This window comes from Nonomuraea sp. NPDC051298 (assembly GCF_055586305.1).
Genome location: NZ_JBVJIM010000027.1, coordinates 13017 through 26573 on the forward strand (window position 1 = coordinate 13017; position 13557 = coordinate 26573).

Sequence of the window (13557 nt, forward strand, 5' to 3'; positions counted from 1 at the left end):
AGAACATGACCACCGTCGCCATGCCCGGTGGCAAAACGGTCAAGACGTATGTGTCGAGCACTGTCGTCCGGGTCCGGCGCGATGGCGAGTGGCACAAGGTGGACCCGACGCTGGTCGTGGAGAACGGGGTCGTCAAACCCCGGATGACCAAGCTGGACATCAAGCTGTCCAACGGCGGCGGCAGCGCCCCGCTGCTGGCCGCGAAGGGCGACTTCCTCGGCCTCGAGGAGGACCGGCCCGGCGAGATCAGGGTCGCCGCGCCCGGCACGCTGCCCGTGCCCGAGTTGTCCGGCCAGAGCGCGACCTACCGGTCCGCCTACGGCCGCAACATCGACCTGGTCGTCACCGTGACCCCGACGGGCTACCAGCAGCAGATCGTGATCCGCGAGCGTCCTGCCGGACAGCTCAAGCTGCCCGTGCGGATCGACCCGCCCTCCGGGATGAGCCTGGGCAAGTCCGTCGGCGGCAAGCCGGCGGCGCTCGCAGGCGGCAAGGTGATCGCCGACCTGTCGGTGCTTCCCGTCATGGACGCCAAGGAGATCACCACGCCTGGCAGCGGCAAGGCGGGCACCGCGACCGCGACCCTCACGGGAAGCGGTGACGACGCCGCGCTCGTCCTGGCTCCGGACGCCGCGTTCCTGGCCGACCCGGCGGTGACCTACCCGGTGACGGTGGCCGCGGCCAACCCGACGCCGTGGCACGGGGCCGGCGCTCCCGCCGACACGTTCATCGCCAACGGCGGCAGCTACGTCAACGGCAGCTACTCGGCCAACAGCAACGCGATCTTCGCCGGGCGCCGGGACGGCTACAACTATCGTTCCTACCTGAAGTTCGACCTCACGAACGCGCCGTTCTTCGGCCAGCAGATCATCGACGCGAACATCACGCTGTGGAACTACATCTCCAGCGCCTGCGGCTATGTCGGTGACATCTCCATGCACCGCGTCGCCTCCAACTGGACCCCCACCACGATCAAGTGGTCCGAGCAACCGCTCGCCGTGGCCGACGGCTACGTGGTCAACCCGTATGGCAAGGATGCGAACTGCTCCGACTGGATGGCCGAGGGCGAACTCTGGTACTCCATCGAGGAGATCGCGCAGTCCTGGGCGGACGGAACGGCCAACCACGGCTTGATGGTCCGCGCGGTGGCCGAGTCGGGCGGGAACAACTGGCGCCAGTACCTGTCGGGCAACTACCCGGAGACCGCTCCGGACGGCAGCCACCATCCCTACTTCTTCCTCGAGTACGAGGCACCCGCTCCGCCCAAGGTCGACGGCTTCACGTGGATGTCGCCAGACCCGATCACGAGCCTTCCGACGTTCGAGGAGGCGCGCGCCCGGTCGATCTACGAGCCGGCGGGCAGCGAGCGGACCGTGGTCGACAACGCGTTCGCCGGTCAGATCGCCGGTCAGCGCGACGGCGAGCCGTACGAGGTCGTGACGGACGAACTCGACCGCAGCCCCGGGGGCAACGACGGCGAGGACGGAACCGGCGAGGACACGCTCGGGCCGCGCGTGGTCGGCGTCGAGCCCGCGAACGGCGCCACCGACGTCCCCTTGGACACGAAGCTGAAGGTCACCTTCTCCGAGCCGGTCGCCGAGGCCGCCGTGGCGCTCAAGGACGCCGGCGGCGTGGAGGTGCCGGCGACGGCGACGTACGACAGCAGCGGGACGGTGGTGACCTTCACGCCGGAGCGCGCGCTGACCGCGGGAACCACGTACACGGTGGTGCTCTCGGACGCGGCCGACGATTGGGAGAACAGGATGACCACCTACACGTGGTCCTTCAGCACCCCCAAGCAGGCCGCGGGTCACTGGAAGTTCGATGAGGGCTCCGGTGACACGGCGGGCGATTCGTCGGGCCAGGGCCACGATGCGAAGCTGAACGAGACGGCGTCGTGGACCCCGGGCAAGAGCGGTACCGGGCTGACCAACACCCCCGCGGGCACGCCGGCACCGGCCGGACCCGCGCCATCCGCCCGGTCGAACGCGGTGGCGGCCGCTCCCACGGTCGCCGGTTTCGGCCTCACCCCCGCGCAGACGATCAACGGCGGCATCGTGACGTCGTCGTTGACGCCGACGCTCAAGGCGACGGCGACCGATGCCGCGTCGGGCGCGTCGACGGTCGAGTTCCGCGTGCTCAAGTACATCGACGACAGCCTCGTGTGGTCGGGTTCGCTGGCCAATGTGCCCTCCGGTACGGAGGCGTCGATCACGGTGCCGACCGGCAGGCTGGCCGACGGCATCAGGTACGAGTGGCAGGTGCGTGCGACGTCCGCGGGTGGCGCTTCGGCCTGGTCGTCGTACCAGTTCTTCACGGTGGACGTGCCCGAGGCCGTGGTGGACCAGTTCCAGGTCACCCCTTCGTCGGGGCCCGCCAGCGACATCAAGAGCGCCTCTCTGACCCCGACGTTGAAGGCCAGAGTCACCGATCCACTCGGCGGTCCTGCCACGGTCGAGGTCCAGGTGGCCCGCTACTCCGACGACGTGGTGGTGTGGTCGACCACCTTGTCCGGCGTGGCGTCCGGCTCGTCGGCCTCCGTGACGGTCCCGGCCGGAAAACTGCTCGACCTCACGAGATACGAGTGGCGGGTCAAGGCCACCACGCCGGGCTCCACCCCCGCCTGGACGCCCTATCAGTTCTTCACCGTGGACGCCGCCCCCGTGGTGGACCAGCTCCAGGTGAGCCCGTCGGCGGGCACCGGCTCCACGATCACCACCTCCACGCTCACGCCGACGCTCCTGGCCAGGGTCGTCGACAAGCTGGGCGGCACGGCCACGGTCGACTTCCAGGTGGCCCGCTACGCCGACGACGTCGTTGTCTGGTCGGGTTCGGTGGCGAACGTCGCCTCCGGTACGCAGGCGTCGATCGTGGTCCCCGCGGCCAAGCTGCTCGACGGCACCAGGTACGAGTGGCGGGTCAAGGCCACGGCCGGCGGCGCCACCTCGGCGTGGACGCCGTACCAGTTCTTCACGGTGGACGTGCCCGAGGCGGTGGTGGACCAGTTCCAGATCACCCCCTCGTCGATCTCCGGCACCGAGATCTTCACCAGTTCACTGACCCCGACCCTGCGTGCGCGGGTGACCGATCCGCTGGGTGGTCCCTCGACAGTCGACGTCCAGGTCGCCGACTGGGCCACCGACACCGTGCGGTGGTCGGGTTCGCTGCCCGGCGTCGCATCGGGCAGCACCGCCACGACCGTGGTGCCGAGCGGCATCCTGACCGACGGCATCAAGTACGAGTGGCGGGTCAAGGCGACCACACCGGGCTCCACCCCGGCCTGGTCGGCCTGGCAGGTCTTCACCGTGAACGTGCCCGAGGCGGTGGTGGACCAGTTCCAGATCACGCCGTCGGAGAACGTGGGCACGAGCACGGTGACACCGTCGCTGACCCCGACCCTGCTGGCCCGCGTCACAGACCCGCTCGGCGGTACGTCCGCGGTCGACTTCCAGGTCGCCGACTGGGCCACCGACACCGTGTTCTGGTCGACGACCGTGACGGGCGTCGCCTCCGGTTCACAGGCGTCGGCAGCCGTTCCGGCCGGGAAGCTGTCCGACAAGATCGACTACGAGTTCCGGGTCAGGGCCACCACGCCGGGCTCCACGCCGACCTGGTCTGCCTGGCAACGGTTCCGGACCGACATCTTCGACCCGGCCACCGACCCGGCGGTCAGCCGGCTCCAGGTCGTTCCTTCGCAGACCCAGGACGGGGTGACGGTCGCCACGTCGGTCACCCCTGAACTGCGCGCGCTCGTGTCCCATCCACAGGGCACCGCCTCGCGAGTGGAGGTCGAGCTGGAGCACGACCCGGCCGCGCCGCAGGGGCAGGGAAGCGGCCAGATCTGGGCCACGGCACTGGACAACGTGGCCTCCGGTACGGCTGTCGCGGTGCCCGTCCCGCAAGGCAGGCTGACCGACGGCTGGCTCGTGCGCTGGCGGCTGCGTTCGCTGGTGGGCGCCGCCTCCTCCACCTGGTCGGCGTGGCAGCAGGTGAAGGTAGCCGTGCCCAAGCCCGGGGTGGGCCAGTTCCAGGTCACCCCGTCGCAGGTGGTCGACGGCAAGAACGTCACCACCGTGCTCACACCGTCGCTGCACGCGCAGGTCACCTACGCGCCCGGCGGTGACCTGCGGGCCGAGTTCGAGATCGAACACGACCCCGCTGCTCAGGAAGGCCAGGGCAGCGGGCAGATCTGGGCCGGCGCCGCCGACGGCGTCCCGGTCGGGACACCGGCCTCGGTGACCGTCCCGGCAGGCGAGCTGCGCGACGGCTGGGCCGTGCGCTGGCGCGTGCGCGCCACCACAGGCACGCTCGCCTCGGCGTGGTCGGACTGGCAGCAGTTGCTGGTGGACCAACCGGACTCGGCGCCCGCCGTACAGGAGTTGCAGGCCACTCCGTCGCAGCAGGTGGACGGCAGGACCGTCACCTCCACGGCGACCCCGCAGTTGCGCGCCACCGTGCTCGACCCTCGCGGCGAGGCGCTCACCGCGGAGTTCGAGATCGAGCACGATCCGGCCGCTCCCGAGGGGCAGGGCAGTGGCCAGATCTGGGCCGGGAACGTGGCCGGTGTCGAGGTCGGAGCCCAGGCGGTGCTCGGCGTGCCCGCCGGGGAGCTGACCGACGGCTGGGTGGTGCGCTGGCGTGCCCGAGCCACCTCGGCGACCGTGTCCTCGGCGTGGTCGGAGTGGCGGCAGCTCACCATCGAGATTCCCAAGCCCGGGGTGGACCGGCTTCAGGTCACCCCGTCGGAGCAGGTCGACGGCAAGAACGTCACCACCGTGCTCACACCGTCGCTGCACGCGCAGGTCACCTACGCGCCCGGCGGTGACCTGCGGGCAGAGTTCGAGATCGAACACGACCCCTCGGCTCCAGAGGGCCAGGGGAGCGGGCAGATCTGGACGACCTCGGTCGAGGGGACCGCGGGCACCCAGGTCACGGCGGTCGTGCCGGCCGGGCGGCTGACCGACGGCTGGACGGTACGCTGGCGCGTCCGCTCCCACCTCGGCGAGCTGGCCTCGCCCTGGTCGGGCTGGCAGCGATTGGCCGTGGATCGACCGGACTCCGCGCCCGCGGTGGACGATCTCGAGGTCACGCCGTCCAAGAAGATCGACGACCGGACCGTCACCCGCGTCGAGACGCCGACACTGGCCACGAAGGTCACCGATCCCCGTGGCGACGCGCTCACGGCGGAGTTCGAGATCGAGCACGATCCGGCCGCTCCCGAGGGGCAGGGCAGCGGGCAGATCTGGGCCGGGAACGTGGCCGGTGTCGAGGTCGGAGCCCGGGCCGCGCTCGCCGTACCCGCCGGGGAGCTGACCGACGGCTGGCTGGTGCGCTGGCGCGTTCGCGCGGTGTCGCCCAGCGCGGCATCGGCGTGGTCGGACTGGCAGGTGCTCAAGGTCGACGTCATCCACCCGGGGGAGGAGCCGCTCGCGCAGACCGCCCGCTCGGTGATCCGCACGGACGAGAGCTTCACGGTGACCGCCTGGCTGCGGTGGAGCGACGCCAACGGCGACTACGACGTCGTCGCCCAGAGGGGCGAGCATCAGGCGCCGTTCCGGCTCGGCAACGATCCCGGACACGGGCTGGTGTTCACCCTTACGAGTGCCGACACTGCCGGTGCGGCGGTCGAGGGCGCCGTCTCGGGCACGCGGGCGCCGGTCGACGAGTGGTTCCACCTGGCGGGTGTGTACGACGCGACGGCCAGGACCGCCTCGCTGTACCTCAACGGCGTGCTGATCAAGAGCGCGCCGGTGAGCCTCACCACCTGGAACGCCGGTACGGCCATGGCACTCGGCAGCCGGATGAAGGGCGACCTGGACGAGGTCCAGGTCTTCCAGCGGACTCTGGACGCCACCCAGATCCTCGCCCTGCTGGCGAGCCCGGCCGCCCAGCCTGCCCAGGGCAGGGCGTCCGCCACGCCGGGCGCCGGAACAGCGGCCATGGCCGGCAACTTCGACTACAAGCACCCCTCGTTGGAGACCTGCTACGCCACCGAGAGGGCCCCGAGGTTCACCGACGCCTATTCGCGGATGCAGGAGCGCCCGCATTCGGCCTGCTGGACAAGCTGGATCGGGCACGGCGGATGGGAGGAGGTCGATGAGAACGGCGTCAAGCGGCGCAAGAACCGGACCGCCTGGTGGGTCAGGCTGTTCCCCGGGCCGCTGCGGATCCCGGCGTACCTGCTGGACAAGGTGACCGACGACGACGTGTTCACCTTCCGTGTGACCTGGGTGGCGCACACCTACATCGGCAACCACACCGGGACGTCCGTCTACAAGGGCAGCGAAGCCGGGCTGAAGCCGCAGAACATCAAGTTCTTCGTGAAGCTGACGGACTTCGGCATCTGGAACAGAGGTGTCAGGCGTACCGAGCTGGATAACGATCTGAACGACGTCCAGATCGAGTTCGACCTCGACACCCAGGGCTGCGCGGTCCAGGCGGGCAGCCCCAATCCCACCCAGCTCAAGACGATCTCCGGCTGGCGCTCGACGCCGTACCTCGCGTACCTGATCAACACGGCCAAGCCCGCGTCACACGACAGGGAGGTTTGCTCGATCCTGCCCGCCATCACCAAGTACGAGAGCAAGCGGGGCCGGCTTCCCCTGTGGGACCAGGAAGTCCTCAGCGAAGCGGGCAAACGGCAGGGGGTTGTGCGGTGGGGACAGGGCGTTCCGAGCAACCCCCTGTGGTCTCCCAGTTTCCGCTGCGACTGGAGAGAGCTGGGGAACTTCGGTGAGGAGACGGCGAACACCGGCGGGTGCATCTACATCAGAGCCGACCGGGTGTTCACGATGTCCAAGAGCAGGGACGACGAATTTCTCGACGTCATCAATCACATCGAGAAGGCCATGAACCCGGCGACGAACGCCCTCACCTATCCGCCCTACCGCCCTGGGGACACGACCGATGGGCGAACAAAGAGCCGCCCGCCGGTCAAGGGGCCGCTGGGCAACGAACTGCCGAAGGTCATCGGGGGCAACTACGCCGCAGCCCCGAACACAGCACAGGGACAACCCCTGTGGAGAGCCGCCAAGGGCGTCTACGCCAAGAACAGGAGGGTGTTCTCCGGGACTCCCTTCGCGGTGCCCGAGGACGACTGGGAGCTGCCCTACGGAGGGACCTATTGCCGGTACTACACCAAGGAGGTGTACCAGCAATGGGGCTATCGGAACGTGCAGTGCGACGAATACCCCTTCGCGTCGACCGAGCAGGGAGCGCTGAAGGACAAGATCCACTATTCGATTCAAGGGGTCAGGAAAGAGCACAACGAAGATCATGGAGATGCGCTGAAGGCGTTCTACGGCCACTACCGCCTTCTCGACTACGATCCTGAGAACACCATCACCAAGGTCAGCGACAGCCCGTTCTGGGTGAAGATCGTCAAATAACCGGCCATCGGATGCGGGGCTGCCGAGCGCGGCCCCGCATTCGCGTTGGACAGCAGGATGTGGACAATGACCGACACGGAACAGGAACTTCCCGCGGAGAACCAGTGGGACCTGCTGGTCGAGCACGGCCGCGGGCTCCAGCTCGGCTTTCATGCCCTCTGGGTGGAGAGCGACGATCCGGAAGAACTGGCCGGCCGATTCCGCGTGGACCCCGGCACACGCCTGGAGTGCGACGTGACGACGCTCGCGGGAACGTACAAAGGCCCTCCGGCGAAGGGCATCTGGATCGGCCCGCACGCGCCGGGCTGGACCCACCTCTTCGTCTTCGGGCTGTCCTCCACCCATCCCGCGATCGGCGGGCTCGGAAAGCGGCGAGCCTTCCAGATCAAGTTCTGGGGCGAGGTGGGTGAAGGGCTCGAGCCGCTGTACGTCCATTACGACGGGGAACTGCTCGGCGATGTCAATCCGCCGTACGAGGAGGGCGGATACATGCACCTCCCCGACTACCGGCCCTTCACGGAAGGGCTGGCCCTCGACCCCGACGGCGACCTGGAGCACGACGTCCACACCCTGTGGTGCGTGGTCGGCAGGATCACGGGACGCTTCGCGGACCGGGAGTGGTGGACGCGGGCCCGTACCTTCTACAGCGTCCCTGCCGGAGCCTGGGAACGCTGAGCGAAGCGGCCCTCCCACCGCCGTCGCCCGGCTCCTCGGTGTCGCCTCTTCGATCAGTTCGCGTAGGTCAGTTCGGCCTTGGTGATGGACGCGCCGTCCACGGTGAAGGCGTAGTTGGCCTCGAAGCCGCCCTGGCCGCCAGGGGCGAAGCGCACGAGGAGGCGCTGGTGGCCGGGCCGGTTCTCGGCGACCCTGATGACCGTGAGCGTGCCGCCGATCACCTCGGCCTCGGCCCAGGCGCGGATCTCGGCGCGGCCGTTGAAGCGCCGCCCCACGTCGACGAGCTCCGCGTCGGCGGCGAACGCCCCCGCCAGCGCGTCGAGGTCCCGGCCGTTGACCGCCGTGACGTAGGCGCTCACCGGCGCCAGCAGCCCGTCCGCCGCTTCCTGGGGCTGGTCCGCGCAGACGGCGGGGGTGTTCGCGGGGTCCTCGGCGGACAGCTCCCGTGCGACGGCCTTGATGTTCTCCTCCACGAGGGTCGGCAGGTCCGCGACCGGCGGATGGCCGGGGTAGTCGCGCTCCATCTCGGCGGTGATCGACTTCTGCTCGCCGGCGCTGACCGTCCTGCCCTCGGGCGAGTCAGGGGCGGCGGCCGGACGGACCAGCCCGCGGAACCGCAGCAGGTACCGGCGCTGCTCGTCGATCAGCGTACGGGCCGGGCCCGCGACGCCGTGTCCCGGGTACATCGTCCCGGCCCCTGAGAAGCGCCTGCCCAGCTCGTCGAGGACCTGGAGCCAGCCGCAGCTCGTCCCCTCGATCAGCGCGGGCGTGACCTTGCCGGTCGCCAGGTCGCCCGAGAAGAGATCGCCGGTGTCGGGGCGGTGGAAGACGGTCGCGGTGTCGGACTCGCCATGGGCGAACGTGGCGGTCTCGAAGCGCAGGCCGCCGACCTGCAACGGCGCGCCGTCTTCGAAGGTCCTGTCGGCGTAGGTGACTTTGGCGGGAAAGTCGGCGTTCGCCGTACGGGCCAGCGGGTAGAAGCCCCGCTCGTCCTCCCGCATCGTCTTGTCGGTCTCCTTCGACGCGTAGACGGGGGCCTGGGGGAACGCCTCCTTGAAGGCGCCCGCGCCGCCCACATGGTCGGGATGGGAGTGGGTGAGCAGGATGGCGGCGACCGGCCTGCCGATCTTCTTGACCTCCGCCACCGCCTTCCTGGCGTCGGCCGGCGTGCGCAGCGTGTCGATGAGGACCAGGCCCTCCGGCGCCTGGATCCAGTAGGTGTTGACCGAACCCGGGTCGGCCGAGGCGAAGCGTCCCGGCTCCGCGCTCTTCGCGGACAGCGCCGCGGTCGTGCCGTCGTCCGTCGCGGACGGCGCCGCGGAACTGGCGCCGCTCGAACAGCCTGCCGCCAGCGTGATCGCGCATGCGCCGGCGGCGCCCGCGGCGAGAAGGCGGCGCATTCTCTGGTTCATCTGGAGCCTTCGCGGATCGCAGATGCGCTCGCGCCGGTCGGCGTGCGATGCCGTACGCGTGCAGGTGTCGATGACGTCAGAACGTTCCATGCGCCACAGAATGGCGGCCCCGAGGGGGAGCCAGGCAGGTGGAGTGGTTGCAGAACCGGCTGCAGGATCTTGCAACGCAGGTCAGAGCCGACCGCGCCCCTTCGCGCGCGGGGCGACCCGGAACGCGGGGGCGGTCAGCTTGCCCGCGACAGCGCGGGCCTCAGCCAGGGTTGACGTCAGTGGTGTCGCGGTAGTGGCCCGGGGCGGCGCCCAGCTCCCGCTTGAACGCGCGGGCGAACGCGAACTCCGAGGTGTAGCCGACCTGTGCGGCCACGGAGCGGACCGTCAGGTCGGTGTCGCGCAGGAGCCGCGCGGCGATGGTCATGCGCCACCACGTGAGGTAGGCCATGGGAGCGGACCCGGTCAGCTCCGAGAACCTGCGGGCGAACGCGGCCCGCGACAGGCCGGAGCGGTCGGCCAGCGACTGTACGGTCCAGGGCCGTTCGGGCTGCTCGTGAATGCCGTGCAGCGCCGCCAGCACCGCCGGGTCCCGTAGCGCCGCGCCCCATCCCGTGGCCACCTCGGCGGGCCGGTCGTCGTACCAGGCGCGCAGGATGTAGAGGAGCAGCACGTCGAGCAGGGCGAGCACGGCCGCGTCGCCGCCCGGCCGGGGCCCGCCGTCGAGTTCCTGACCGAGCAGCTCGATCGCGCCGCGGAGCGAGGGGTGGCGGCCGATCCTGGCGGGCAGGTGAACGACGTCGGGGAGCCCCGCGAGCAGCGGGTGCGCCCGCGACTGGTCCAGCAGGTACGCCCCGCACAGCATTTCCGTGCGGGGACCGTCCACGGGCGCAGGGCCTTCAGGCAGCGGGGACAGGGGAGAGCGCGCCCAGGTGAGCGGTGTCGTCGGGGCGTCCGCGATGGCGTGGCCGAGTTCGCGGGGCAGGAACGCGACGTCTCCGACGCCGAGCGCGACCGGTTCCCCGGTGACCGGTATCAGCCAGCATGAGCCCTGCAGGATCACGTGGAACCCGGCGCCCGCCTGCGGCTGGAAGCGGACGCCCCAGGGAGCCCGCCAGACCGTACGCGAGGAGTGCGGCCGCCCGAGACGCATGGCGGTGATCGCGTCGCTGAGCACGTCCATGCGATCGATCGTACAGACGGAGCGGCGGTGATGAGACGGACGGATATGGACCGTGGACGTGCGGTCATTGGGTGTCTCTTGGCGGCACCCTACGGTGATTCACATGAAGATTGCCGTCTATGGTGCGAGTGGATTCACCGGTGGGCTCGTCGTCGCCGAACTGCGTCGCAGAGGCGTGCCGGCGGTGCTGGTGGGCCGGGACGAGGAGCGGCTCAGGAAGCGGGCCGCCGAGTACGGGGCGGCCGACGTCCGGGTCGCGGGGCTCGACGACCCGGAGAGGCTGGCGGCCGCGTTCCGCGGCTGTGATGCCGTGGTGAACTGCGCGGGGCCGTTCACCACCCGGGGCGAGCCGGTCGTGCGGGCCGCCGTCGCCGCGGGTTGCCCGTACGTCGACACCGCGGGAGAACAGGGCTACATCAAGCACATCCTCGACTCCTACGCCGACTCCAGCGTGACGATCGTCCCCGCCATGGCGGACGACGGCGGGCCCGGCGACCTCATCGCCGCCCTGACCGCCGCGTGCCTCGGCGGCGGGCCGCTGGACGAACTGCTCATCGCCGACCTGCGGCCGCCCGGCGTGGCGTCACGTGGGACGGCTCGGTCGATGGCCGAGGTCGGCGTGCGGTCCCCGCTCGAGTACGCCGACGGCGCCTGGCATCCCGCCGACGAGGTGGCCGGCCGTGCCGTCCTCACCGTGCCCGGGGAACGGGCGGAGGCGGAAGTGTCGGCCTTCGCGCTTCCCGGGGTCGTCATGGCGCCCCGTCATCTGCGCGTCGGCCGCGTACGGAGTGCCATTCGCGCCGAGGTCGCGGACCTCCTCACGGGGCTGACCGCCGACGTGGTCGAAAGCATCCCGGAGGTCCCGGAGGAGGAGGCTCGCAGAGCCGCCCGATGGCTCATGACGGCCGAGGCCACCGACCTCACGGGCAACCGTGCCCGCGGCTGGGTCACGGGGACGGACCCCTACCGGCTCACCGCGGTGATCGCCGTGGAGGGCGCGCGCCGTCTGGTCGTGGACGGAGGCCCCACGGGCGCCCGTACACCGGCCCAGGTCTTCGACCCGGCCGATTTCCTCGACTTCCTGATCCCGTTCGGCGTGACCTGGAGCGTCGAACGGGCCTGACCGGCGGGAGCCCCGGCTTCCGTCTAGGCTGAATCTCGCAGGTGACGGACAGGAGGCTGAGGTGGCCGAGACGACTGTGGCCGGGGTGATGGCCGAGCTGGCCGGCATCGAGGACCCGAAGGTTCGCGAGGTGAACGAGAGACACGGCGACGACCACGGTGTGAACCTCGGCAAGCTGCGCGCGATCGCGAAGCGGCTGAAGACGCAGCAGGAGCTCGCGTACCGGCTGTGGGAGACCGGTGACACCGCGGCGAGACTGCTGGCGATCCTGATCTGCCGCCCGAAGGCGTTCGAGCGTGACGAACTGGACGTCATGCTGCGCGCGGCGCGTACGCCCAAGGTGCACGACTGGCTCGTGAGCTATGTGGTGAAGAAGTCCCGGCACTGCGAAGAGCTGCGACTGGCCTGGTTCGCCGATCCGGATCCGGTGGTCGCGAGCGCCGGGTGGGCGCTGACCGCCGAGCGCGTGACGAGGCAGCCGGAGGGCCTCGACCTCCCCCGGCTGCTCGACGTCATCGAGGCGGAGATGAAGGACGCCCCCGACCGCCTGCAGTGGGCGATGAACCAGTGCCTGGCCCACATCGGGATCGAGCACGCCGGGCACCGCGCCCGTGCGCTCGCCATCGGCGAGCGCCTGGAGGTGCTCAAGGACTACCCGACCTCTCCGGGCTGCACGTCTCCGTTCGCGCCCGTCTGGATCACCGAGATGGTACGCCGCCAGCAGGCTTGAGGCGTCTCGTCACGCGCCAGTGCCTTGCTGCGGCCCTGGGGGATTTCCCATGGACTCCTGATAGATGTCCGCGAAGGTGCGCGAGTCCTTGATCAGTTCGTCGCAGAAGGCGGCGACGTCGTCGCCGATGAGTTCCAGGACTCCCTTGCCGGCCGCGACGCCCTCCTCGAAGAAGTCGAGGATCCCTGAGAGCAGGGACCCGTCGAGCAGCTCGATCGGCCCGACCTTGAAGAAGTACCTCTGGATCTCCTTGTAGACGATCTGGTAGTCCCGCGGCAGCGCCTTGACCCGCGCCATGTGCGCCCGCCACTGCTTCTTGCCCTCGATGATGTCCTGGATGCCCACGTCAGCCTCCTAGCCGGCCCAATTTCCTTGCGACGTTCCTGTTCAACTGCTCACGCCACCGGTCGCGATAGGTCCTGGCCCCCTCGCCGCCGGCCAGCGCCGCGCAGAAGCCCCCGATGTCGTCACCCAGCACCTCGTGGATGCTCTGCCCGTCGGCCGCCGTCTCCTCCAGCAGCCCCAGGGCGCCGTCGAGGATCGGCATCAGGTTTCGGCCGGTGAAGTCCCCGTAGGGAAAGAGGTGACCCTTGATCTGTTCCCACGCCGCCCGGTAGTCGGCCGGCAACGCCTCGGCCCGAGCTTCGAACGCCTTCCATTCCCTGGTGAGATCGTTGCCGGTAATGGTGTCCCAGAAGCTCATCTCCCGCCCTCCTTGAGCTTGTCGATGCGTGATGTGATGTACTCCCACTTCGCCCAGAACGTCGCGAGTTCTTCGCGGCCCGCGTCGTTGAGCGCATAGAACTTGCGCGGCGGGCCCAGCCCGGACGGTCGTTTCGTCACCTGGACGAGCCCGTTCTTCTCCAGCCGCAGCAGAATGGTGTAAACCGTCCCCTCGACGACGTCGGCGAAGCCGAGTTCGTTCAGCCGACGCGTGATGGCGTACCCGTAGGTCTCCTCGCTGTCGATGACCTTGAGCACGCAGCCCTCGAGCGTGCCCTTCAGCATCTCCGTCAGGCCGTCCATCGTCGGTCCACTTCCGCCTCCTCCTGGTACTC

The 13557-nt window shown here is 69.9% G+C and carries 9 protein-coding genes; 4 read left to right on the forward strand and 5 right to left on the reverse strand.

The features are described 5' to 3' along the window. Nucleotides 1-5: 5 nt before the first annotated feature. On the forward strand, nucleotides 6-7388 hold the full coding sequence (locus ACZ6S0_RS44115; protein WP_465925436.1) for a DNRLRE domain-containing protein: 7383 nt from the start codon (nucleotides 6-8) through the stop codon (nucleotides 7386-7388). 66 nt (nucleotides 7389-7454) lie between these two features. Beyond that, nucleotides 7455-8063 carry a hypothetical protein gene (locus ACZ6S0_RS44120; RefSeq protein WP_465925438.1) on the forward strand — a complete coding sequence of 203 codons (609 nt, stop codon included), beginning with the start codon at nucleotides 7455-7457 and terminating at the stop codon, nucleotides 8061-8063. A gap of 53 nt (nucleotides 8064-8116) precedes the next feature. Here ACZ6S0_RS44120 and ACZ6S0_RS44125 read toward each other — a convergent pair whose 3' ends face one another. Further along, nucleotides 8117-9565, reverse strand: a complete 1449-nt coding sequence (locus ACZ6S0_RS44125; protein ID WP_465925440.1) for an MBL fold metallo-hydrolase — start codon at nucleotides 9563-9565, stop codon at nucleotides 8117-8119. 160 nt (nucleotides 9566-9725) lie between these two features. Beyond that, a complete protein-coding gene (locus ACZ6S0_RS44130; RefSeq protein WP_465925442.1) occupies nucleotides 9726-10646 on the reverse strand; it encodes an AraC family transcriptional regulator in 921 nt (306 codons plus the stop codon). A gap of 103 nt (nucleotides 10647-10749) precedes the next feature. On the opposite strand from ACZ6S0_RS44130, the gene ACZ6S0_RS44135 reads away from it, so the two are divergent. Then, nucleotides 10750-11769 carry a saccharopine dehydrogenase family protein gene (locus tag ACZ6S0_RS44135; RefSeq protein ID WP_465925444.1) on the forward strand — a complete coding sequence of 340 codons (1020 nt, stop codon included), beginning with the start codon at nucleotides 10750-10752 and terminating at the stop codon, nucleotides 11767-11769. Between the two features lie 88 nt (nucleotides 11770-11857). Continuing rightward, nucleotides 11858-12499, forward strand: coding sequence for a DNA alkylation repair protein (locus ACZ6S0_RS44140; RefSeq protein ID WP_465925616.1), 642 nt, complete (start codon nucleotides 11858-11860; stop codon nucleotides 12497-12499). 9 nt (nucleotides 12500-12508) lie between these two features. On the opposite strand, the gene ACZ6S0_RS44145 is transcribed toward ACZ6S0_RS44140, so the two are convergent. Genes ACZ6S0_RS44145 through ACZ6S0_RS44155 form a run of 3 tightly spaced genes read right to left on the reverse strand, consistent with a single transcriptional unit; the run spans nucleotide 12509 to nucleotide 13525 of the window. Next, on the reverse strand, nucleotides 12509-12844 hold the full coding sequence (locus ACZ6S0_RS44145; RefSeq protein ID WP_465925446.1) for a DUF1048 domain-containing protein: 336 nt from the start codon (nucleotides 12842-12844) through the stop codon (nucleotides 12509-12511). 1 nt (nucleotide 12845) lies between these two features. Continuing rightward, the gene (locus tag ACZ6S0_RS44150; RefSeq protein WP_465925448.1) at nucleotides 12846-13202 is read right to left on the reverse strand and encodes a DUF1048 domain-containing protein; all 357 of its coding nucleotides are present in this window, start codon (nucleotides 13200-13202) and stop codon (nucleotides 12846-12848) included. Continuing rightward, entirely contained in the window at nucleotides 13199-13525 is a 327-nt protein-coding gene (locus ACZ6S0_RS44155) for a PadR family transcriptional regulator (protein WP_344875044.1), read from the reverse strand. The genes ACZ6S0_RS44150 and ACZ6S0_RS44155 overlap by 4 nt, the downstream gene beginning before the upstream one ends. Nucleotides 13526-13557: the final 32 nt, after the last annotated feature.

Excerpts from the sequence above, each read along its gene's own strand:
- ACZ6S0_RS44115 (WP_465925436.1), top strand. The coding sequence starts at position 6 with ATGACCACCGTCGCCATGCCCGGTGGCAAAACGGTCAAGACGTATGTG.
- ACZ6S0_RS44120 (WP_465925438.1), top strand. The coding sequence starts at position 7,455 with ATGACCGACACGGAACAGGAACTTCCCGCGGAGAACCAGTGGGACCTG.
- ACZ6S0_RS44125 (WP_465925440.1), bottom strand. The coding sequence starts at position 9,565 with ATGGAACGTTCTGACGTCATCGACACCTGCACGCGTACGGCATCGCAC.
- ACZ6S0_RS44130 (WP_465925442.1), bottom strand. The coding sequence starts at position 10,646 with ATGGACGTGCTCAGCGACGCGATCACCGCCATGCGTCTCGGGCGGCCG.
- ACZ6S0_RS44135 (WP_465925444.1), top strand. The coding sequence starts at position 10,750 with ATGAAGATTGCCGTCTATGGTGCGAGTGGATTCACCGGTGGGCTCGTC.
- ACZ6S0_RS44140 (WP_465925616.1), top strand. The coding sequence starts at position 11,858 with ATGGCCGAGCTGGCCGGCATCGAGGACCCGAAGGTTCGCGAGGTGAAC.
- ACZ6S0_RS44150 (WP_465925448.1), bottom strand. The coding sequence starts at position 13,202 with ATGAGCTTCTGGGACACCATTACCGGCAACGATCTCACCAGGGAATGG.
- ACZ6S0_RS44155 (WP_344875044.1), bottom strand. The coding sequence starts at position 13,525 with ATGGACGGCCTGACGGAGATGCTGAAGGGCACGCTCGAGGGCTGCGTG.